Raw genomic sequence first — 21,112 nt, 5'->3', positions numbered from 1 at the left:
CACATTTTCTTACCACTTCCTATGCTTAGGGAGTGGTCTTTTTATATGTATTTTAGACACCCCGCTTTGTCCCTTCAGACAAACTTCAGTCTGACCTCAAATCGTATCTTAAATGCAAGAAAGCGCTCAACCGCAATGATTGAGCGCGCAATAATTATTTAACTTATACAATTTTCTCTCTAATCTTGCCAGAGATGTAATCCACGATACCGACCATGATTACTAAGCCGATTAAGATAATTCCGACACGATCCCATGAACGTGTCTGCAAGGCAAAGATTAATGGTGTACCGATACCTCCTGCACCGATTAAGCCTAAGATAGATGCGGAACGCAAGTTCAACTCAAAACGGTAAAGAATTAATGACATGAACGTCGGCAAGATTTGCGGGATGACCGCAAATACTAATGTTTTAATTTTATTTGCGCCGCTTGCTTTAAGCGACTCCGTTGCACTTAAATCGATATTTTCAATATCCTCTGCGAAGAGTTTTCCAAGCATCCCTACTGAATGAATACCGAGTGCCAACACTCCTGAAAATGATCCTGGTCCTACTGCTTTGATAAAGATTAAAGCCATTACAATTTCTGGAAAGACTCTGATAATACTTAAGATAAATTTGCTTGTGCCTGTGACTGGGCGGAGTTTGACAATATTCTTTGCCCCTAAGAACGCTAAAGGAATACAGATAATCGCAGCTAATATTGTTCCGACCACTGCAATCGCAAAGGTTTCTAACAAACCATGCAGCAAGTCTTCTCCGCCTTTTTGATAGACAAAGCCCCAATCCGGGTGAGTTAAGCCTTGTAAGATAGAACCTAGAATCTGACGAGATTTATCTTTGATTTCTAAAGCCGGCATACCGGCAAAAGCCCAAATCAAAAGTGCCGCAACCACTAGTGCTGTTAAGGTATATTTGATTTTCTTCTGCTTATTGCTGTAGTTGTTCAATAACTCTGTTTTACTCATTGTCGTCATGTGAGTTGTTCCCTCACTTTCGAACTGATGAAGTCAATAATGACTACAATCAATAGTGTAAATAAGATAATCACTGCCGTTTTATCGTATTGGAACAGGCCGAGTGTTTGGTCATAAAAGAGACCGATACCGCCGGCACCGACTAAACCAAGTACCGCTGCTGCACGAATATTGATTTCAAAAGCGAATAATACATAAGACACATAAGAAGCTAGTGCCTGCGGAACGACACCGAACAAAATCCATTTGGTTTTATTCGCCCCTACTGCCGTCATGGCTTCTAAAGGGCCTGGATCAATCGCTTCTAAAACTTCATATAATAATTTTGCGACGATACTGATAGTTAATACAATTACCGCAAGCACCCCTGGAATTTGACCAATCCCAAAGACCGCAACGAAAATAGCCGCAAGCAATAAATCTGGGATTGTACGTACAATATTCAGCACGAAACGTGCCGGCATCGCTATCCATTTCGTACGTGAGATATTCTTGGCACATAATAATGCAATGGGTACTGCAATAATAGAACCGATAAATGTACCTACGATTGCCATGCGAATCGTATCTAACATTGGATTCAATATCTGAGGTAAATAACTTAAATCCGGCGAAAACATATCTGTAAATAAGACACCGATTTGAGGCAAGCCGTATAATAAATCACCGATACTAAATCCCGTATAATTCAAACTCCATATTACTAAGAAGAGTACAAGGACTGCACTGAAAGTCGTCTTAAACGATTTCTTGTTATTTAACATCGACGCATAATCTTTCGCATGATCCATGTTAATTCACTCCTAACTTCTCTTCGTCTTGAATAGAACGGCCGTAAATTTCATTAAAGGCTTCATCTGTTGCACGCTCAACAGGCCCGTCAAAGACCAATTGACCATCGCGCAAACCAATAATACGTGTGCCGTATTCACGTGCTAAATCCACAAAGTGCAAGTTGATAATAATTGTGATGCCTAATTCTTGATTAATACGCTTCAAATCATCCATCACTTGTTTGGTTGTTAAGGGGTCTAATGAAGCGACAGGCTCATCTGCTAAAATAATCGCAGGTTCTTGGCATAGCGCTCTGGCGATAGAAATACGCTGTTGCTGACCGCCGGATAATTCATCAGAACGTGATTTATACTTATCTAAAATATTGACGCGGTCTAAAGCTTCTAATGCTTTGATTTTGTCTTCCTTCGGAAATAAACCGAGAATCATTTTCCAAGTCGGATGATAGCCGACACGTCCGCTGAGTACATTACGCATCACCGAAGAACGTTTGACTAAGTTGAAATTTTGGAAAATCATACCGATATTTCTGCGCATTTCAAGCAGTTGATTGCCGCTGGCTTTCGTCATCGATTTGCCGTCAATCAGAATTTCCCCTTCTGTAATATCATGCAGCCGATTGATAGAACGCAGTAATGTCGATTTTCCTGAACCTGACAAGCCGACAATGACTGCGAAATCACCCTTTTCAATATTTAAATTAATACGGTCTAAACCGACATGACCGTTACTATAAACTTTGCGTACATCTTTAAATTCAATTTGACTCATACTCATTTCCTTTCCTTCTCACTTTAATACAAAGCGAGCGTATTCAACGGACTCAATGTGCTCTTGCAAGCCTCACTGCGTTGAAATACGCTCATTAAAATGGTGTGATAGTGCACATCTGTTTGCTTTGTGCTTACTTCATTTCTTTGACTTTTTTATCGTATTCTCTAACGATATCGAAGTTTTCATCTTTGCTGTCTACGTAGTTTTCATGAGAGTAAACTTCACTGATGACTTTGTGTCCTTCTTTTGTTTTCGCAATATCTTTAAAGGCTTTTTTCAATTTGTCGCGGAATTTTGAATCCATATCACTGCGCACTGAGATTGTGTCGTTTGGAATCGGTTTAGTTAATTTTAAAATTTTAGTTTCGTCAAAGACTTTCGGTTCGTCTTTTTTCACGATTTTACGTGCATCATTGAATACAGCTGCCGCATCTACATCGCCGTTCATTAATGAAATGACTGCTTGGTCATGACCTTTCATGTTCACAACTTTCATGTCTTTTAAGACATTTACGCCTTCTTTGTCTAATTCAACAAGCGGGAAAGTGTACCCTGCAGTTGAAGTCACATCTTGCAGCGCGATTTTTTTGCCTTTTAAATCTTTAACACTTTTAATACCTGAATCTTTTTTAACAAGAATTTCTGATTTATAGTCCTTTGTTAGTTCTTTTGAATCTGAACCGTCCTTATTCACTCCGAAACGTTGTGCTTGAAGCAATACATCCGCCGCTTTTTGATCATGCGCTAATGTATAAGCTGTCGGAGGTAAGAAACCAACATCTACTTTTTTAGATTTCATCGCTTCAACAATTGTGTTGTAGTTCGTTGAAACTGAAACTTTCACTGGGATATCTAACTCTTTAGATAATAATTTTTCTAACGGTTTTGCTTTCGCTTCCAACTTATCAGCGTTTTGAGAAGGGACGAATTGAACTGTTAATTCTTTAGGTTTGTAATCCCCGCTGCCTCCCTCTTTATCACTTTCTTTCTTATTGTCTAAAGAACTGCCGTTGCCGCAAGCGGATACGAATAAAATAACTGCCATCATTAAAGCGAAGAGTGACTTTAACGCATGTTTCTTTCTCATTCAACATTCCTCCATATGTATTGTGATGTGTTACACATTTATTATATGAGTGAATTAAAGTGAGAAACAACACAATATTTGTGTAGATTGAGTAAATAATTTATGCGCTATTGATTCACTTTAAATTATTTGAAACTTTAGTTAAGTTATCGTAAATCTTAAATTTATCGAATGTAACTTTCTAGAATTACGAATATAATGAAAGGACAAGTAAATAAAAATAAATACATAACCATTTTAGGAGGAACATTCAATTGAAAGTAATCCATCGTTACGTCGCAAGTTCTGTTTTGATTGCATCTACACTACTCAGTGCAGCACCTGATACATACGCACAAAGTACCACTGATGCACCGACTATCGGAGAAGCTGAAAAAGGCAAAGTACTTATGGATAATTCACATGCCCAAACCGCAGGTGCAGCAGATTGGGTCTTAGACGGCGGTTTTTCTGATTATGCCAACCAAATCGCAAAGCAAGGTTATCAAGTGAAAGAATTACGCGGACAGGCAAGTATCACGCCTGAAAAGTTAAAAGATACAAAGATTCTAGTCATTCCTGAAGCGAATACACCTTTCAAATCTTCTGAACAACAAGCTATGGTTGATTTTGCAAAACAAGGCGGCAGTATTATTTTCATTTCTGATCACTACAACGCAGACCGCAACTTGAACCGAATTGATTCATCTGAAGCCATGAACGGCTATCGCCGCGGTGCATACAACGATATGACCAAAGATATGTCGCAAGATGAAAAGCAGTCAGAGGCTATGCAAGGTGTAAACAGTTCTGATTGGTTAGCTGAAAACTTTGGTGTACGCTTTAGATACAATGGTTTAAATAATCTTACAACGAAAAATATGGTAACAGGCAAAGATGCGATGGGCATCACAGATAACGTCAACAGTGTGTCTATGCATGCAGGCTCAACGTTAGCCATTACTGACCCTGATAAAGCAAAAGGCATTATTTATACACCTGAAGGTTTATCTTCAGAACAAAAATGGTCGCATGCGGTAGATCAAGGCGTTTATGCCGGGGGCGGTAAAGCTGAAGGACCTTATGTCGCGGTGTCTAAAGTCGGCAAAGGCAAAGCGGCATTCATCGGCGATTCATCTTTAGTTGAAGACAGCACACCGAAATATAAACGAGAAGACAGCGGAGATACAAAGAAAACTTATGACGGCTTTAAAGAAGCAGATAATCAGCAATTGCTCTCTAACTTAACAACGTGGCTCGGCAAACAAGAAGATGCCGAAACGATAACAGCACTCGGTGTGTCAAAAGACCAAGCCACACCATTGAAAGATTTCGAACAGCCAAAGCAATCAACAGAACCGCAAAAAGAACCTTGTTCAGAACCTAAAGCAGGCTATAAATGGTACGATCCATCCACTTTTGCGGCTGGCAGCTATGGAGGCTCACAATCTGAAACTCCAAAAGAAGAGCAGCCTTCATCACCAGATGAGGATACAAGCAGTACATCTATCAATACGAATGGCATTACATTCGATGTGCCTGAACAGCTTCAAGAAGGACAGACATTTACTATCAAAATCCAATTTAAAGATCAGCCTGCCAACCAAACTTTAAAAGATTTGCGTGCCGGTATTTATGCAGATGGCGGACGCCAGCTTGCGACATTCGGCACACAATCATCACCAGGTTATAGTGCAGCACAATCTGTTCAAACAGACAGTGACGGCAATGCGACACTGACCTTGAAAGGTCAAACAATATCTGATGCTTCAGGGTCTGCACACTTGCGTTTAAAACAAGGTTCGCATAACCTGAAAACACAATCTATAACGATTAACTGATACGCACATAGGGGGATTTTACATTGACACAACTTGCATTCTATATCGTCAGCGATGTACACGGCTATCTCTTTCCAACCGACTATCAAGACAAGACAGAACGATTACCGATGGGGCTCTTGCATACCAAAGCCATCATAGAAGAAGATAGTGCACAGTACAAAAATACAATTCGTATAGATAACGGCGACTTTCTTCAAGGATCGCCTATCGGACATTATCTTGCGAAAGAAAGAGAATCTGCAGAACAGCTGGCGGCGATTTATAATCAATTCGGTTTTGACTTAGGTGTAATCGGAAATCATGAGTTTAATTTCGGCTTAAATTATCTCAAAGACACACTAGCAGATTTAGATTATCCAGTCTTATCTGCGAACATTTTAGAAAACGGCGAACCCTTCACCGGTCATGGTGTCACGTATTTACAAAGAGAGGGATTAACGATTGGCGTGATTGGTTTAACTACACAATATATCCCGCACTGGGAGAAAGCAGAATACATTGAAAATCTGACATTTGAAAGTGCTGAAAGCACATTGGCACAGTGGCTGCCTGAAGTCAGAGCCAAATCTGATATTGTGGCAGTATGTTACCACGGCGGGTTTGAAAGAGATTTAGAAAGCGGTGCGCCTACGGAAGCCTTAACTGGAGAAAATGAAGGTTATGCATTACTCGACCGCTTCCACACCGACATCGACCTCTTAATCACCGGCCACCAGCATCGTGAAATCGCACAAGTCATTCACGGTGTCCCAGTCATCCAGCCTGGTTCTAAAGGCAATACTGTCGGCAAAATTGTCTTAGATTACCATGATCAAGGTGTGCATCATGCGGCTGCACAGCTTTTAACAGATGATAATCCTGATAAGGCTGTACTGACAGATGAGCTTCAGCAATTCAGCGATTATATTGAACAATGGCTGGATGCACCAATCACTTTATTATCTGAAGATATGGTCATTGAAGATCAATTTAAAGCACGCACTGCACCGCATCCATATCTTAACTTCTTGAATTACATCTTAATGGAAGCAAGCAATGCTCCGATTGCGGCATCTGCCTTATTTGATTTATCGCGCGGCTTTAAAGGTGAAGTCACAATGCGGGATGTCTTAAACAACTATCCCTTCCCTAATACGTTCAATGTACTGAAACTCAGCGGACAAGATATTAAAGATGCTTTGGAACAAACAGCTGAATACTTTGAAGTACAAGACCAAGAAGTCATTGTGAACCCTGAATATGTTGAACCCAAGCCTCAGCATTACAATTATGATATTTGGTCAGGTATTGCCTATACTATCAAAGCAGGCAATCCTAAAGGCGAACGTATTACACGTTTGACACATCAAGGACAGCCGATTGCTATGCATCAAACTTATGAAGTCGTACTGAATAATTACCGTGCTGTCGGCGGCGGCAACTATCCAATGTTCAGTGAAGATAAAATCATCAAATCGATTCCGACTGAAGGTGCACAGCTGATTATTGATTACTTGCAAGCACATCCTGAATTGGATATTCCGAATGTGACAGATTTCAAAGTAGAAGTATAGATTACATTAAAGACAAGCACAGCCCCCGCATTCAATACGGAGGCTGTGTTTCATGCTTATATCAAAATTTTTATGCTGCTTCTGCTAAACTGTCGACTAATTCTTTCACTGCTTTTGCATAGTTGTATTTTTCTTCTAAGAGTTTGTATGAAAGTTCATTCACACTTTTATCGACATGCGGTACTTGTGAGTCTTTGTCATAGATTTTGTTGGCTTTGTCCGCAAGTTGGTTGTATTTATCTGCAGAAATTTCTTTCGTTTCGCCGTCTTTATGATATTTTCCATACTTCACAGCGTCGAACTTAGGCATATCTTCTGCTTTTAGATCAAATCCTTGTCCTTGAAGCATCGCATAGCCTTTAGCTACTGTATCCACTTCATTCGTTGAACGATCAATCGTGCTCTTTAAGTGGTCATACGCTTTTTCATTTAAAATTTTCTTCGCTTTGCTTTTCTCTAAGTTGCTCATTTGTGTTCCTAATGCCACATATGAATTGGTAAATTCATTCAATGCATGTTTTGCAAATGATTCTTTATCTAAGCCTTCTGCTTTTGAAATTTTGTGCAAGTTATCATAAGACTGTGTATAGATATCTGTGATGTTGCTGACAGTTTGATAGATCTTCTTGTTATCTTTATTATCTAATGCATCTTTGTTGAAGTCTTCTTTATACTTTTTAAAGTCAGATTTGATTTGTTTATTCGCTTTGTCTGTAGCACTGATAATTTTCTTATGGTCCTCAGGGTTATCTGTACCTGCTTTATCTACTTTGTCTACATTTTTTGCGAGTTTATCAATGTATAGGTTGGTTTGTTTTTTAAACTCTTTCTCTTTGTCCTCTTGGCTTTGACATCCGGCTAAAATAATAAATAATGCGATAAATCCAATAAAAATTCCTAATTTCGTAAATTTCAACTTTACTCCTCCAGTACTTTTTATTTATATATTTATATCAAACGCTCAAGCACCTTAAAGATGGCGGCTCAAGTAGTTCAACGCATGGTTCATTATGTATAATTATGGTCATAAACTGCACTTACTTTATCGGAATACTCAAGTTTTCGATTAAAGTAATAGATACCTATCAATGATTGATGTTAGATGCTATAAAAAAGTCCTCAATAGCATTGAAGTATTGAGGACACACGTAATAGCCTGTCAGTTATTTATATCGTAACACAACCTATTAATCGTGTATATATAAAATTTTGGTAATAGTTTAATTGTTTTTACAAGGTGAAGTGAAATAATAATTAATTGTAAAAACCCTTATATTTGTTACAAAAACATTGGCTTATCATACATTATTTATAATGTTTCGCCACTTCCACAAACATATCAAAGGCCATTTCGAATGCATCTTCATTTAAGGCAAATCTTGGATGATGATGCGGTCTGTCATATTCTCCTGCTTTAGTACCTGCACCGATAAAGACATACGTACTCGGCACAATATTAGAAAAGGCACTGAAATCTTCTCCGCCCATCATCGGATCTTTCGTGACGACTTTTCCTGGGAAATAAGTTTCTGCTAATTGTTTTACAAAGCGTGTCTTTTCCGGGTCATTATAGACACCATCGTAACCGACAAGATAATCTAATTTGTACGTTGCACCGACACTTTCGCATGTCGTTGCGAGCAGACGTTCCATTTGTCTTTTAACCAGTTGTCTGTTTTCTTCTTTCGTTGTACGGACAGAACCGCCAAGTGTGATTTTATCAGCGATGACATTTTCAGCACCGATATTACCGGCTTGAAAGATAGTATTGGAGACTACTACCGGATCAAACGGATAGACATCTCTTGAAACAATCGTCTGCAAGTTATTGACGAATTGTGCACCAAGCACTAGCGGATCTAGTGCCAAATTCGGCTGACTGGCATGTCCGCCATGCCCTTTAATCGTAATATGATAAATATCTGAGTTGGCACTGGCCGGCCCTTCTTTAATATCAATGAACCCTAATTCTAAAGGGGTCCATAAATGATGGCCGTATATAAAATCAAAGTCATCAAAATACCCTGTCGCCACCATTTCTCTCGCACCGCCTGGAATCAGTTCTTCTGCGTGCTGGAAGATACAATGGACTTCATGTGGAATCGAAGAACGATGTTCATCAAAATAATGAGCTGCACCGAGTAAAACGGCAGTGTGGCCGTCATGCCCGCATGCATGCATCACCCCTTTGTTTTGCGACATAAATTCTAAATCGGTACGTTGTTCTTGCATCGGCAAGGCATCAATATCTGCACGCAGACCAATCTTTTTGCCTTTGCCTTCGTTGAATACCGCAACTGTACTTGTTTCAGTCAGTTCTACCACTTTGCAGTCCATATTATAAAGCTGCTCGCGAATAAATGCGGCTGTTTCGTATTCCTGAAAAGAAACTTCAGGATGTGCATGCAGATGTCTGCGATATGCGATAATGCGATCTTTGTATTGTTCATAGTTCATAATTTGTCCCCCTTAACAGCTCATCCTTACTTCAAGTGAATCGGTCCGCCCGGTCCTACTGGAATACCTAACAGATACCAAATCACAAGCAATAACGTCCAAAAAATACCGAATGCGACAGAATACGGCATAAGTCCTGCAATCAATGTACCTAAGCCGATATTCTTTTGGTATTTTTGTGCAAAGGATAACAACAACGGCAAGTACGGCATCATCGGTGTAATCGGGTTCGTAATCGAATCCCCGACACGATAAATTGTTTGTGTAAATGCCGGATGGTAACCGAGCAGCATCAGCATAGGTATCAGTATCGGTGCTAAGATAGCCCATTTCGCAGAGGCGCTTCCCATCAGCATATTAATACCGGCTGAGAGAATCAGCACTCCTAAAATAAGTACTACACCATTTTGACCTTGCAAAGCATCTGCGCCTTTGATGGCTAAGATTGTTCCTAAATTACTCCAAGTAAAGTATGCGAGCATCTGCGATGCGAAGAAGACAATCACGATAAATGGTCCCATTGTACTCATCGCTTCGCCAAGCATTTCAGCAAATTGGCGTGACGTACGCATCGTCTTTGCGACAAACCCATACACTAAACCAGGTACTAAGAATAAAATCGTAATAATCGGCACAATGCCATCCATTAATGGTGAATCATTGATAATACTGCCTGTCTTCGGATTTCTCAGCAAACCGTTTTCTGGAATTGTCAGCGCCGCAATGACAAGCAATACCGCAACTAAAGCAATGTTCGACCAAATCATGGCACGACGTTCAAGCGGTGTTACATCTGCTTCAGTTTCTTCTACACGGTTCTCGTAATGTCCGAATCTCGGTATGACAATTTTCACCGTCACAAACCAAGCCACAACTAACAATAATACTGTAGAAGCACATAAGAAATAATAGTTCATCGCCGCATTCACATGGACAGCGTCGCTGACCAATTTAGCTGCGGGTTCCGTAAAGGAAACCACTAATGCGTCAGTCATCCCGATGACTAAACTGGCTGAAAATCCGCCGAGCGCTGAGGCATAAGCCATAACCAGCCCTGCAATCGGATGATAGCCTAATTTAATAAAGACCATCGCCGCAATCGGAGGCAATACAATCGGTGCTGCATCCCCGGCTGCGTTCCCTAAAATCCCGACAAATATAATCACCGGTACAATAATTTGTTTAGGTGCTTTTTCAATTGTATATTTCATCACAGTTTCAAAGTAGCCTGTCTTTTCTGCTATCCCTACCCCGATCATAACGACCAGTACTAAGCCGAGCGGCGGGAAGGTTGCGAAGTTATTTACAGCTTCAGAAATCATTTTCGCAATACCGCTAGGTGTTAATAAGTTCACTGCTTCAACGACTTTCCCATCAGCCGGATTCTTCGCTTTTACACCTAAGCTCCCTGTAATAAACGAAGCAATTAAAATAATCACACATAATGAAATAAAGATAACGACTGGATCTGGAAGTTTGTTCCCCGACTTCTCAATGATATCCAGAAATTTGTCCATAAACCCCTTTTTCTTTGCATTCTCTTTCATACACAGTCCCCCCTGTTTTATGCGAGTTGGGGTTATTATATACAGAATTAAATCAATTGTGCAAATAATTCTGAAAATTGAAATTAATACGGTTATCTTACAAGATTCAGGGAATATAAGTGGGTAATTGAATATACACCCTTTTCCCTCAAAAATATAATTCTGCATAACAAAAGCGGAGCTGCCTGTTACAGACAACTCCGCTTCTTTATACTGCGCATGTATCTTATTTTTTATTTAATTCCAATGTTTCTGCAGATGCTTTACGTACTTTGTTTAATAAGTTCGTATCTTCGATTAATGATTGACCATAAGATGGAATCATTTCTTTCAACTTGCCTGACCATTGATCTAAATAGTCTGGGAAGTTTTGTTCGATAATTTCTAAAGCAACAGACACTGAAGTTGAAGCCCCTGGTGATTCACCTAACATTGCGACCACTGTATGGTCTTTAGAGTGTACGACTTCTGTACCGAATTGGATAAAGCCGCGGCCATGTTCTTTTGTATCTTTAATGACTTGAACACGTTTGCCGGCAATGTGTAAATCCCAATCTTCGTCTTTCGCATCTGGAACGAAACGACGTAATTCTTTCATACGGTCTTCTTTTTTCATCAGCATTTGCTGGATTGAGTATTTCACTAATGATAAGTTTTTCGCACCCGCCGCAGCCATTGTTAATAAGTTATCGCGGTTAAGTGAGCGGAATAAATCCAAGTTAGAACCGTGTTTTAAGAATTTAGGTCCGATAGCTGCGAATGGTCCGAATAACAGACTTTCTTTTCCGCGTACATAACGACGGTCTAAGTGCGGAACTGTCATCGGCGGTGTGCCTGGCGGCTCTTTGCCGTAAACTTTCGCATCGTGCTGCTGTACGATTTCTGGTTTGTTGCAGACTAAGAAAGCACCGCTGATAGGGAAACCGCCTAAGTGTTTGCTTTCTTCAATACGTGTTTTTTGAAGTAATGGAATTGCTGCACCGCCGGCACCGATGAAGATATAGTCAGCTACATACGTTTTAACTGTATCTGCATCTAAGTCGCGGACTTGCACTTCCCATTTTTTGTCAGCACGTTGTTCGAATGAGAAGACTTCATGACGATAGTTTAATTCCGCATTCGGATGTGCTTCTAAGTTTTTCGCTAATTTACGCGTTAATTCCCCGAAGTTCACGTCTGTACCTTTATCGATTTTACTTGCCGCAATCGCAAGATGCGGTGAACGTTCATGCATCATCAATGGTATCCATTGAGCGAGTTTTTCGCGATCTTCAGTATATTCGATATCAGAGAACATCGGTAAATCTTTTAACGCTTCATAACGTTTCTTCAAGAATTGTACGTTTTTAATTCCTTGCACGAAACTGATGTGCGGTAATGGATGGATAAATTCGCGCGGATTTTCAATCGCATTGGTTTTCACTAAGTGAGACCAGAATTGCTTAGAAATCTCGAACTGCTCATTAATCTCTTTTGCTTTCTCTACATCTACTGAACCATCCGGTTGTTCTACCGTATAGTTTAATTCGCATAATGCGGCATGCCCAGTACCAGCATTACTTGTATCATAAGAACTTTCCAACCCAGGACCATCTAAGCGTTCAAATAACTTAATGTTCCAGTCAGGTTGAATTTCTTTTAAAAATGAACCAAATGTTGTGCTTAAGACCCCTGCACCAATCAAAATAACGTTTTTTGATTCTTGACTCATTTGAAACCACCTTCCTCATTTTAATTATCCGGTCATCAGATGACTTGACCTTCATTGCTTTACTTATCTATCTTAAACCATTTGTGACAAAATTCCAAAACATTTTGTTTATAAATTATTTGATTTTAGAGATTAACAGAACTTTTTTAATAACTAGACGCTTACTTCTATTCATTCTCTATTTCAGCTCATCTTAAACTTATCTACGCTTAAGAAGAAAAAACAGCCACTTGCGCTAGACTTACCGATAAACACCTTTCATATGATAGACTTGAAGTAACTAGATAGAGAAAGGAGTCGCATCATGCGCGAACAAAACAACGATTATATTTATCATACAGAATCCGAGCATTCTGACCCCTCTTACATAACACCATCTGAACCCAAAAAGCACAGACCTAAGCAGCGCAATCACCCAGATAATCTTCGTCCTAAAGGCAGACGCTGGTTAAACATTATTTTGTGGATTGTCTTTATGTTTGTATGCACAACACCTACAATTGTTGCGATGCTGATGGTTGGTTTTGCTGCTTCTAAACCGAATATGAATGCTATGCCGTTTATCGCACTGGTCGCGTTATATATCGTTTGGTCCGGACTCGTAGCTTTACTGCTCGTCTGGTATTACCGCAAAAAAGGTTATGAAAAAATGAAACCGCTTCGTCTCGTCGATATCGCTTGGAATATTTTATACTTCATAGCGACACGCATTTGGACCGCTGTTTGCATGATTTTAATTGCATTGATCTTTAAGGAACAAAGTTCTCCTAATGACGAAGCACTCTTGCAGCAAGTACAAAACTTGAAAGATTTCAGCAATCCTATCATCGTTATTGCTTTAGTTATCTTTCTTGTGCACATCTCTTTTATAGGTCCGTTTTTTGAAGAAATCACATTCAGAGGCATATTCAAAGAAACACTCTTCTCTAAGTTTTCATTTTGGTGGCCGATGCTGATATCCTCTGCGATATTCTCACTCAACCATGCCACTGGCAACATTATAGGCTTCTTCTTATATATGGGAATGGGTGCTTGTTTCTATCTTGCTTATCACCGACGCAAAAATATTTGGGACAGTTATATGGTCCATGTACTCAATAACGCTACAGCAAGTGTAGTTATTTTAATCACATTAATATTCATGTAAGCATTCTTAAAAGGCGCGCCATTTCGGTGCGCCTTTTACATTATCTTTAGACTTCCCTATGTCTCGGTCAGTCTTCTATTTTAACGACAATTTTACCTTTCGCATGACCTTGTTCTGAGTAATCAAGGGCTTTTTGTGTTTCATGGAAAGGATAGACACGATCAATGACCGGTCTGATTTCATTTTCTTCAATCAGATTCTTAATCGTACGCAGTTGTTTTCCGCTCGGATGCATTAAGAAGAACTCATAATGCACGCCGTATTGTTTGGCCCACTTGCGCACATCCCTTGATAAGAACCAAATACCTGCACGCTTTGTTAGACCTAAATGCCATTCGTCTGCGAACTTTTCAGTAGGAGGGCCGACTAATGACGCAATCGCACCGCCGCGTTTTAAGATGGTGAACGATTGTTTCAGGTTGTCGCCGCCCATCAAATCAAACACTCCGTCATAATCAGATAATACATCCCAAAAGTTAGTTTGTTTATAATTGATGATTTCATCTGCGCCCAGTTCATGAACTAAGCGTTCGCCTTTTTCACTGACTGTCGTTGCGACATGTAAGCCCATCACACGTCCCAGCTGAATCGCAAAAGTACCGACACCGCCAGAACCTGCTTGTACTAATACCTTGTCGCCTTCTTTAAGATGCATGACTTCATGAAAGGCTTGATACGTTGTTAAGCCGACTAACGGAATACTTGCGGCTTCTACGAAATCTAAATTGCTCGGCATCAACGCTATATCATGCTGGTCTATCGCAAAATATTGCGCGAATGTCCCGATTTTCGTTTTATCCGGACGTCCGTATACTTTATCTCCGACTTTAAACTGTGTCACATCTTTACCGACCTTTTCCACTACACCTGCTAAATCATTACCGAGAATAAGCGGAAATTGATGTTTCATCACTTGTTTTAATTTACCGTCCCTGATTTTGAAATCCACCGGATTAATACTTGCGGCTTTCACCCTGATCAATACTTCTTCTGCATTGATTTCAGGTACAGGCACATCTATCATTTCTACAGGGTTTTTCCCGTATTTTTTCACTGCCATCGCTTTCATCATTTCAGACATACAACTCACTCCTTATTTACTGATATTCTATAACTTTAAAAGTGATGTGTAATGCATAATACCCGCACAACAAAAGGACTAATGATTGCGTTTCAACTATAGCTTTATACCATAAATGATAATGGGAGATATAGTTACTTCATCATTAATAATTATACTTCTTTTAAGTATCTTATAGAATTTCTAGTAAAGCAAAAAAGTATCGCAACATTTTTACAATGCACGATACTTATAAAATCATAATAAACTAAGCTATTTCTGCTTGAGCAGTGTACATTTCTCTGAGATATTCACCCACTTCTTCCGCATCAGGTAATGGTCTGGCACTATATGCTTGGCTAATTAAATCCATGTAAGTTTTTTTAATAAACTCTCGTGCATCACCACTCGCATACATAATCTTCAATACCTTATCAAAATCTTTCTTTAAGAATGTATCTTCCATTACCTTATTAAATTCCTCTTGTGTAAGCCCTGCAAAAATAACGTTTTGAATAAATTCTTCTTTTGCAATTCTAAGCATAGCTACAGCATCGTCTTCAATAAATCCATCAAAAACCTTTTTGCTAATCATTGTACCCATTGCACTTCCTGCCATTCCACCGACAAAAGTTCCTACTACTGGTACGAAAGACCCTAACGCAGCACCTACAGCCAGTCCACTTACCCCACCTATACCTGAAGTTAATGTATTTTTAATTATTTGTTTTGAAGATATTCTGCCTCTTAAAAAGTTATAAACATCAGGGCCTACAGTGACACCTACACTTATTAATGTTAAGGTACTGCCCGTAATCATTTTAGTAGCTTGATCCTTTGTATTTATATTTTTCAAAAATTTTGAAGCAATAGCTTTCTTACCAATATTTTTTCCGATATGGCTTCCTGCAAATTGGCTTGCAATCATATAAGTAAATCCAGAAAACATAATAGGTTTAATTGTACCCATAATAGCTTGCTTCCTAGCATCTTTCTCTTCTAAACCATTCCATTTGCATGAACAATATACCCAAACACCTGAGATAATACTTGAAGGTAATGCAATAGTAGCCCCTGTGAAAAAATCTAATCCAGCAGAATACATTAGCTTTTGCCTAAAAGTAACTTCTTTTTTAACATTTGATCCAGTCTCAATAAGCGATTGACTACGTCTATCAAAGATGCTAGTAGTAGCAATTTGAGCTTGCTCATACGTCATTGGGGATTTTTTAACATATTTATGTGCATTTTTGGAAGCTGTCGCTTTAGTTTCTCCCGGTACTAATCCCTGTCTTATTTTTTTCTCTACAATTTTGACTGCTTGAGAATACTGTTCTTTAGGCACTTCTATTTGCATCATTTTACCAGTTTTATGGTTTATATATTTCGGACCATCATTGTAAAATGCCTGACCAATAGACTTTCCAGCAGTCTTACAAAATTTAGTTTGTATTAGCATATTGTTGACTTGTCTATCTGCACCGTTTTTTATGATACGCTGAGTTTTAGGATCTCTTTTCGTTCCTAAAGGAATAGCATTTTTTAAGAAAAGACGGTCATATACATTTCCTGCCTGTTCACCTACAAATCCATGACCTTTCGCACTGACATTAGGATTTTTTGATTGTTTGCTAAACCTTGAATTTATAGCATTGGCATTTATTTCTCCAATATTCCCTTTTACATAGGAAAGTGTTTGAGCGTTGATGAAGTTTTTATTCCACTCTTTTTGTTGGGCTTGCTTTTTCAATTCTAAAAATGATTTCTCAACTTTTTCAATCTGTTGTTCCAGTTCAACAGTTTTCTCTATATCAATAGCTTTATCTTGCAAAATAGATTCAGCCTGCTTACTCCAACCAGAAGCTATAACATAATCTATTACTTTTTCAAATATGACTGGAGGGTTTTTTATTATAATCGGTTTGTGATTATCAATATAAAATAAAATCAAGTGATTGAACAAACTATACTGTTTATACAACCCTGACATAGAGATAGAATGTTTTTCGAAAGTATATTTATCATTTTTATTTTTCGATTCTTTATTTCTTACTTGCCACTTATATACCAACTCATTAGTAGTGATAAGATATCCGTATTCTACAAAAGTCATTTCATTTTTCGCAGGTTGAGCATTATAAATAATCGGATATACATCATCTGAGTATTTAAGTTTTGAATCCATATTAAAATATTCTGCTCTATTTATAGGAATATTCTCTAAAACCATATCCTCTTGAGTTGCAAGCTCGGTTATTTCTCTTGCTATTTCCACAGCAGATAATGAGGGAAATTCTTTTTTCTTCCAATCCGTTTCTTGTTTCTTATAAAGAAAATAAACCGTCCCTATTCCTACTACAATTAAAACTAACATTGGTAAAAAACCAATTAAAATAAAAACTCCCATTAAGATTGATAATGCAAAAGATATAGCTACTGATAAACCAATTGAAATTATTAAAGAAAAATTAGTTTTTTTAAATATCAGTATAGACATACCTACTAACAAAAGCATTCCAAAAAATCCCATAATATTAAACAGCTCCTAAATTAAATTACACCTCTTCAACTGTTGCCAGTATCAATAAATTTATTATATAAACATATTCCTTGCAATACAACAAAAATTTTGAGAAATACTATCTTGTTACGTATATTCATATTACTTCAATTGAATTCACCATAAAATTGTGTATAAATAAAAAAGCACCGCAATCATACCATTGCGATGCTTGTCACCTTATAATGATGCTCTGCGATGTTTCAAAGCTTCCTCAATAATTTGAAGCTGATCAACAAAGCGGACAATTTCTTTTGTAGTCAATTGACCATCCAGCGCATCTTCTACAATGTGTGCCATTTTGCGTTTCACATCGACAAGAAATTGTGCGCCTTCTTCTGTCATTTCCATTAATTTGATGCGTTTGTTTTCAGAAGGTGCTTGCTGCACCAATCCAATTTTCTCAAGCTTGTAAATTCTTTTAGATGCGGCTGTCTTAAAGATACCTTGCTTTTGAGCAAGTTCATTAATCGTCAGCCTGCGGTGCGTGTGAATAATAATCAATGCCTCTAATTGTTCACGAGATACTGTATATTGAAGCCCTGCTTCTTGAAGCATTTCTGAAATGGTCTTATTAATATTCATTAAGGAAATATCAAACCTTGTCAGTGCTTCTTCCATGTCGTAACTCATCGGTGCGCCTCCGTTCTCTATATATTCATTCACTTATTATTCTAATCGTTCTGCACAGATTTATCATTAGTTGAATTTCATTTGAATTAAAGGTTTGCCGCGTTTATTGAACCAAACTAATACAAGATATTGTATCAATAACGCACCAATGGCAATACCGCCTAAGACTGCCATCACGAAACCGAAACTGAAGTGTCCGGCATTGGTAAATATCGCTTCTCTGTAACCTTGTATCGCATAAGACATAGGAGAGAACGGGTGAATAAATCTAAAGAATGCGGCTGACATTTCAATCGGGAACATACCTTCACTCGAACTTAGCTGTAAGACTAGCAATAACATCGATAAGAACAGTCCGACACGGTCTAAGAATAAGACCAATAACGATGTGACTGCGAGTGATGAAATACCCCATAAGAAACCGACAAGCAAGAATTTGCCTAGATTTTGAATCTCTAAACCAAGTCCGAAGATGACCCACAGACTTAACATTAATGCACTGAATGCCCCTTGCAAGACATATAACAATACTTTTCCGGTAAATTGTTTCCATGGTGCTGTCTCTTTGCGTAATGTTTTCGTCAATGGATAGATAGCCGCAAAGGAAACTGCACCTACAAAGAGTCCCACACTTGCCATGTAAGGCAAGACTGTTTCGCCATAATGGTCTGCTTTAGTCGGATTGTTTTCTGTGACTTTTTCAATGTCATTCAACGCTTTTTCATTTTCGTTTTCAAAGTGGACATTCGTTTGTTTTTTCACTGCGTCATCGATTTTTTGTTTAAGTTGATCATTATTTTGTTTCAACTGTTCTAAACCGTTTGTTACCTTTTCATTGCCTTGAACGAGTTGTTCGCCTTGCGGACCTGCTATAGGTGCCATTTGTTTTAAACCTGAAGTGACTTGTTCATTACCATCGATTAATTGCCCTTCAGCATCTGACATTTGTCCTAGTGCATTAGAAGTATCCGCGTAACCTTGTTTGGACTCTTTATTCGCCGCAAACAATTCATCTAAATATTTCGCTCTTACATTGTTCTGCATCGATTTAGTCACAGTATCAATCGCTTTTTGTGCTGCTTGGCTGCCTGTATAGCTGGAGCCTGGATTGACTTGTGTTTCTAATTCTATTTTCTTAGGATGCTTGCTTAATAATGTAGTCGCATTCTTAGAAGTATCTTCTGGAATAATAATCGTTCCGATAGATTTACCGTTTTTAAGTTCTTTCTTTGCTGTTGCTTTAGATGTCTCTTGGAACTTAAAGTCTTTATTATCTTTCAGCTTATCTACTAAGTCATCGCCTATAGTAATTTGTTTGCCTTGAAACTCTGCGGCTTTATCTTCGTTTACAATCGCTATTTTCAGATTGTCTGTTTTATCATAAGGATCCCATATCGAACCTACGAAGAGTGCCACATATATCAGCGGCAATAATCCAATCGCAATCAATGCGACAATTAACATCTTATTGTTTTTAATGAATTTGAATTCATTCCACATATTACTTACTCCTTTTATAGTACACCCCATGTACTATTATTGATTTTTAAACGCAAAAGGCTAATCACTGCACTTTCACGTTGTATTTTTTCTCATTCAATATTGTTATTTTTAATTGTACACCCTGTGTACGTTTTATAATATTAAACGCATAGTTAACCAATGTCAACAATAAACTTCTATCTTTTTTCGAGTACATTTTTTCTATATTCTCTTGAAGACTTGCATGCTCAACAAGTAATCGGTTACAAAATTTTTAAAAAAATAAAGAGAACGCCTATTCTTCAGCGCTCTCTTTAATCCATTTTCCTGCTTCATACCCTAATTGTTCTAAATGTTCAAAAGCATGGTCTATCGCATCCTGTTTGTGAATAGGAGGATGCGGTTTTATACTTTGCGGGCGATCATCTAATCCTGTAATACTCATAACGGTATCAATCCCATGTGCTTTTACCGCTTCATACCCTTCTCCTGTCACACCGCACAATGCATATACAGGCAAGTCGAATTGTTTTGCGGCTTTTGCGACACCAATCGGGGTCTTGCCGTAAATGGTCTGCTGATCGATTTTGCCTTCACCGGTTATACAAACATCAGCATCTGAGAGTCTTTGTTCTAACTTTGTTTCATGTAAAACGACATCAATACCTCTCGATAGTTGTGCAGCTAAAAATGCGACTAAAGCAATTCCGGTTCCGCCTGCAGCACCAGCACCCGGAACTGTCGAATAGTCATGCTTAAACGTTTGTATAAGTACTTGATTATAGCGAGACAGTGCCGCTTCAAGCTGTGTAATATCATCTGTATTCGCACCTTTTTGTTTCGCATAAGTATGAGTTGCGCCATGCGGCCCGAGCAACGGATTGTCTACATCGCATACGACTTCGAAAACGACATCTGTTAAACGCGGATCCAATTGTGACATATCAATATGTGATAAGTGTGCAAGCGCAGCACCGCCTTCAGGCAATTCATTAGAGAAATCATCTAAAAACTTTACACCTAAAGCTTTCATCATACCTGTTCCGCCGTCATTCGTGGCACTTCCGCCTATCCCTAAAATGACTTTCTTTACACCTTGATCAAGTGCAGCCGCAATTAATTGTCCAGTTCCATAAGTCGATGTTATTAAAGGATTACGCTTGGTACGCCGCACTTTTTCTAACCCTGAGGCTTCTGCTAATTCAATGATTGCGGTCTTTGTATGCGAGACATATGAATACGTCGCTGGGATAATACCGCCTGCTGCGTTTATGACCTTTACAGTATGAAATGTACCGCCTAAAGCATCATGCAGGGACTGCATCGTCCCTTCTCCGCCGTCTGCCATCGGAACTTTATCATATACGACTGAATCCGGCAGCACCGCACGCATACCTTGTTCGATTGCTTGCGCTGCGTTTGCTGCTGTTAATGATTCTTTAAATGCATCCGGCGCAATCACTACTTTATGAATAACCATACCGCTTCCTCCTTACTTAACTTC

Annotated in this window: 16 protein-coding genes; 3 read left to right on the top strand and 13 right to left on the bottom strand. The window is 38.8% G+C overall.

Annotated features, from left to right (window positions below; translation table 11 throughout):
- Positions 1-163: 163 nt before the first annotated feature.
- The 4 genes from phnE (DVJ99_RS11375) to DVJ99_RS11360 all read right to left on the bottom strand — a co-directional run bounded on the left by phnE (DVJ99_RS11375) (position 164) and on the right by DVJ99_RS11360 (position 3,635).
- Positions 164-979, bottom strand: a complete 816-nt coding sequence (gene phnE / locus DVJ99_RS11375) for a phosphonate ABC transporter, permease protein PhnE (RefSeq protein ID WP_114604295.1) — start codon at positions 977-979, stop codon at positions 164-166.
- Positions 976-1,770 carry a phosphonate ABC transporter, permease protein PhnE gene (gene phnE / locus DVJ99_RS11370; RefSeq protein ID WP_114604294.1) on the bottom strand — a complete coding sequence of 265 codons (795 nt, stop codon included), beginning with the start codon at positions 1,768-1,770 and terminating at the stop codon, positions 976-978. The genes phnE (DVJ99_RS11375) and phnE (DVJ99_RS11370) overlap by 4 nt, the downstream gene beginning before the upstream one ends.
- 1 nt (position 1,771) lies before the next feature.
- Positions 1,772-2,545, bottom strand: coding sequence for a phosphonate ABC transporter ATP-binding protein (gene phnC / locus DVJ99_RS11365; RefSeq protein WP_026034723.1), 774 nt, complete (start codon positions 2,543-2,545; stop codon positions 1,772-1,774).
- A 133-nt stretch (positions 2,546-2,678) separates the two neighbouring features.
- Positions 2,679-3,635 (bottom strand): phosphate/phosphite/phosphonate ABC transporter substrate-binding protein, encoded by a 957-nt coding sequence (locus DVJ99_RS11360; RefSeq protein WP_011303198.1) that lies wholly within the window; start codon positions 3,633-3,635, stop codon positions 2,679-2,681.
- Between the two features lie 254 nt (positions 3,636-3,889).
- Here DVJ99_RS11360 and DVJ99_RS11355 point away from each other — a divergent pair, with 254 nt between their 5' ends.
- Entirely contained in the window at positions 3,890-5,455 is a 1,566-nt protein-coding gene (locus DVJ99_RS11355) for a DNA-binding protein (protein ID WP_114604293.1), read from the top strand.
- 23 nt (positions 5,456-5,478) lie between these two features.
- Positions 5,479-7,011: a bifunctional metallophosphatase/5'-nucleotidase gene (locus DVJ99_RS11350; RefSeq protein WP_114604292.1), complete on the top strand. Its 1,533-nt coding sequence runs from the start codon at positions 5,479-5,481 to the stop codon at positions 7,009-7,011.
- A 70-nt stretch (positions 7,012-7,081) separates the two neighbouring features.
- Here the strand turns inward: DVJ99_RS11350 and DVJ99_RS11345 are convergent, their stop codons facing one another.
- The 4 genes from DVJ99_RS11345 to mqo all read right to left on the bottom strand — a co-directional run bounded on the left by DVJ99_RS11345 (position 7,082) and on the right by mqo (position 12,726).
- Complete coding sequence (locus tag DVJ99_RS11345) at positions 7,082-7,927, bottom strand: hypothetical protein (protein WP_114604291.1); 846 nt, start codon at positions 7,925-7,927, stop codon at positions 7,082-7,084.
- A 389-nt stretch (positions 7,928-8,316) separates the two neighbouring features.
- On the bottom strand, positions 8,317-9,468 hold the full coding sequence (locus DVJ99_RS11340; protein WP_205527066.1) for a M20 metallopeptidase family protein: 1,152 nt from the start codon (positions 9,466-9,468) through the stop codon (positions 8,317-8,319).
- Positions 9,469-9,494: 26 nt separating this feature from the next.
- A complete protein-coding gene (locus DVJ99_RS11335) occupies positions 9,495-11,015 on the bottom strand; it encodes an AbgT family transporter (protein ID WP_114604290.1) in 1,521 nt (506 codons plus the stop codon).
- Between the two features lie 226 nt (positions 11,016-11,241).
- Positions 11,242-12,726, bottom strand: coding sequence for a malate dehydrogenase (quinone) (gene mqo / locus DVJ99_RS11330; RefSeq protein ID WP_114604289.1), 1,485 nt, complete (start codon positions 12,724-12,726; stop codon positions 11,242-11,244).
- 304 nt (positions 12,727-13,030) lie between these two features.
- Here mqo and DVJ99_RS11325 point away from each other — a divergent pair, with 304 nt between their 5' ends.
- Entirely contained in the window at positions 13,031-13,873 is an 843-nt protein-coding gene (locus tag DVJ99_RS11325; RefSeq protein ID WP_114604288.1) for a CPBP family intramembrane glutamic endopeptidase, read from the top strand.
- A 67-nt stretch (positions 13,874-13,940) separates the two neighbouring features.
- Here the strand turns inward: DVJ99_RS11325 and DVJ99_RS11320 are convergent, their stop codons facing one another.
- From DVJ99_RS11320 to DVJ99_RS11300, 5 genes are all read right to left on the bottom strand, one after another.
- Positions 13,941-14,942 (bottom strand): NADP-dependent oxidoreductase, encoded by a 1,002-nt coding sequence (locus tag DVJ99_RS11320; RefSeq protein WP_114604315.1) that lies wholly within the window; start codon positions 14,940-14,942, stop codon positions 13,941-13,943.
- A gap of 259 nt (positions 14,943-15,201) precedes the next feature.
- The gene (locus tag DVJ99_RS13165) at positions 15,202-17,463 is read right to left on the bottom strand and encodes a hypothetical protein (RefSeq protein WP_162912195.1); all 2,262 of its coding nucleotides are present in this window, start codon (positions 17,461-17,463) and stop codon (positions 15,202-15,204) included.
- 210 nt (positions 17,464-17,673) lie between these two features.
- Complete coding sequence (locus DVJ99_RS11310) at positions 17,674-18,159, bottom strand: MarR family winged helix-turn-helix transcriptional regulator (protein ID WP_240430845.1); 486 nt, start codon at positions 18,157-18,159, stop codon at positions 17,674-17,676.
- Positions 18,160-18,192: 33 nt separating this feature from the next.
- Positions 18,193-19,626, bottom strand: coding sequence for a YhgE/Pip family protein (locus tag DVJ99_RS11305; protein ID WP_114604286.1), 1,434 nt, complete (start codon positions 19,624-19,626; stop codon positions 18,193-18,195).
- A 277-nt stretch (positions 19,627-19,903) separates the two neighbouring features.
- On the bottom strand, positions 19,904-21,088 hold the full coding sequence (locus DVJ99_RS11300; protein WP_205527065.1) for a glycerate kinase: 1,185 nt from the start codon (positions 21,086-21,088) through the stop codon (positions 19,904-19,906).
- Positions 21,089-21,112: the final 24 nt, after the last annotated feature.

Source organism: Staphylococcus sp. EZ-P03, assembly GCF_003344575.1.
Taxonomy (GTDB): Bacteria; Bacillota; Bacilli; order Staphylococcales; family Staphylococcaceae; genus Staphylococcus; species Staphylococcus simulans_B.
The sequence above is the reverse complement of the archived record's forward strand: the minus strand, read 5'-3'. Positions and strand labels throughout refer to the sequence as shown.

Bases quoted from the DNA above. Each gene is read 5' to 3' on its own strand.
- DVJ99_RS11320 (WP_114604315.1), bottom strand. From the start codon at position 14,942: ATGAAAGCGATGGCAGTGAAAAAATACGGGAAAAACCCTGTAGAAATG.
- DVJ99_RS13165 (WP_162912195.1), bottom strand. From the start codon at position 17,463: ATGGGATTTTTTGGAATGCTTTTGTTAGTAGGTATGTCTATACTGATA.
- DVJ99_RS11325 (WP_114604288.1), top strand. From the start codon at position 13,031: ATGCGCGAACAAAACAACGATTATATTTATCATACAGAATCCGAGCAT.
- phnE (WP_114604294.1), bottom strand. From the start codon at position 1,770: ATGGATCATGCGAAAGATTATGCGTCGATGTTAAATAACAAGAAATCG.
- DVJ99_RS11340 (WP_205527066.1), bottom strand. From the start codon at position 9,468: ATGAACTATGAACAATACAAAGATCGCATTATCGCATATCGCAGACAT.
- DVJ99_RS11300 (WP_205527065.1), bottom strand. From the start codon at position 21,088: ATGGTTATTCATAAAGTAGTGATTGCGCCGGATGCATTTAAAGAATCA.
- mqo (WP_114604289.1), bottom strand. From the start codon at position 12,726: ATGAGTCAAGAATCAAAAAACGTTATTTTGATTGGTGCAGGGGTCTTA.
- DVJ99_RS11335 (WP_114604290.1), bottom strand. From the start codon at position 11,015: ATGAAAGAGAATGCAAAGAAAAAGGGGTTTATGGACAAATTTCTGGAT.
- phnC (WP_026034723.1), bottom strand. From the start codon at position 2,545: ATGAGTCAAATTGAATTTAAAGATGTACGCAAAGTTTATAGTAACGGT.
- phnE (WP_114604295.1), bottom strand. From the start codon at position 979: ATGACGACAATGAGTAAAACAGAGTTATTGAACAACTACAGCAATAAG.
- DVJ99_RS11305 (WP_114604286.1), bottom strand. From the start codon at position 19,626: ATGTGGAATGAATTCAAATTCATTAAAAACAATAAGATGTTAATTGTC.
- DVJ99_RS11360 (WP_011303198.1), bottom strand. From the start codon at position 3,635: ATGAGAAAGAAACATGCGTTAAAGTCACTCTTCGCTTTAATGATGGCA.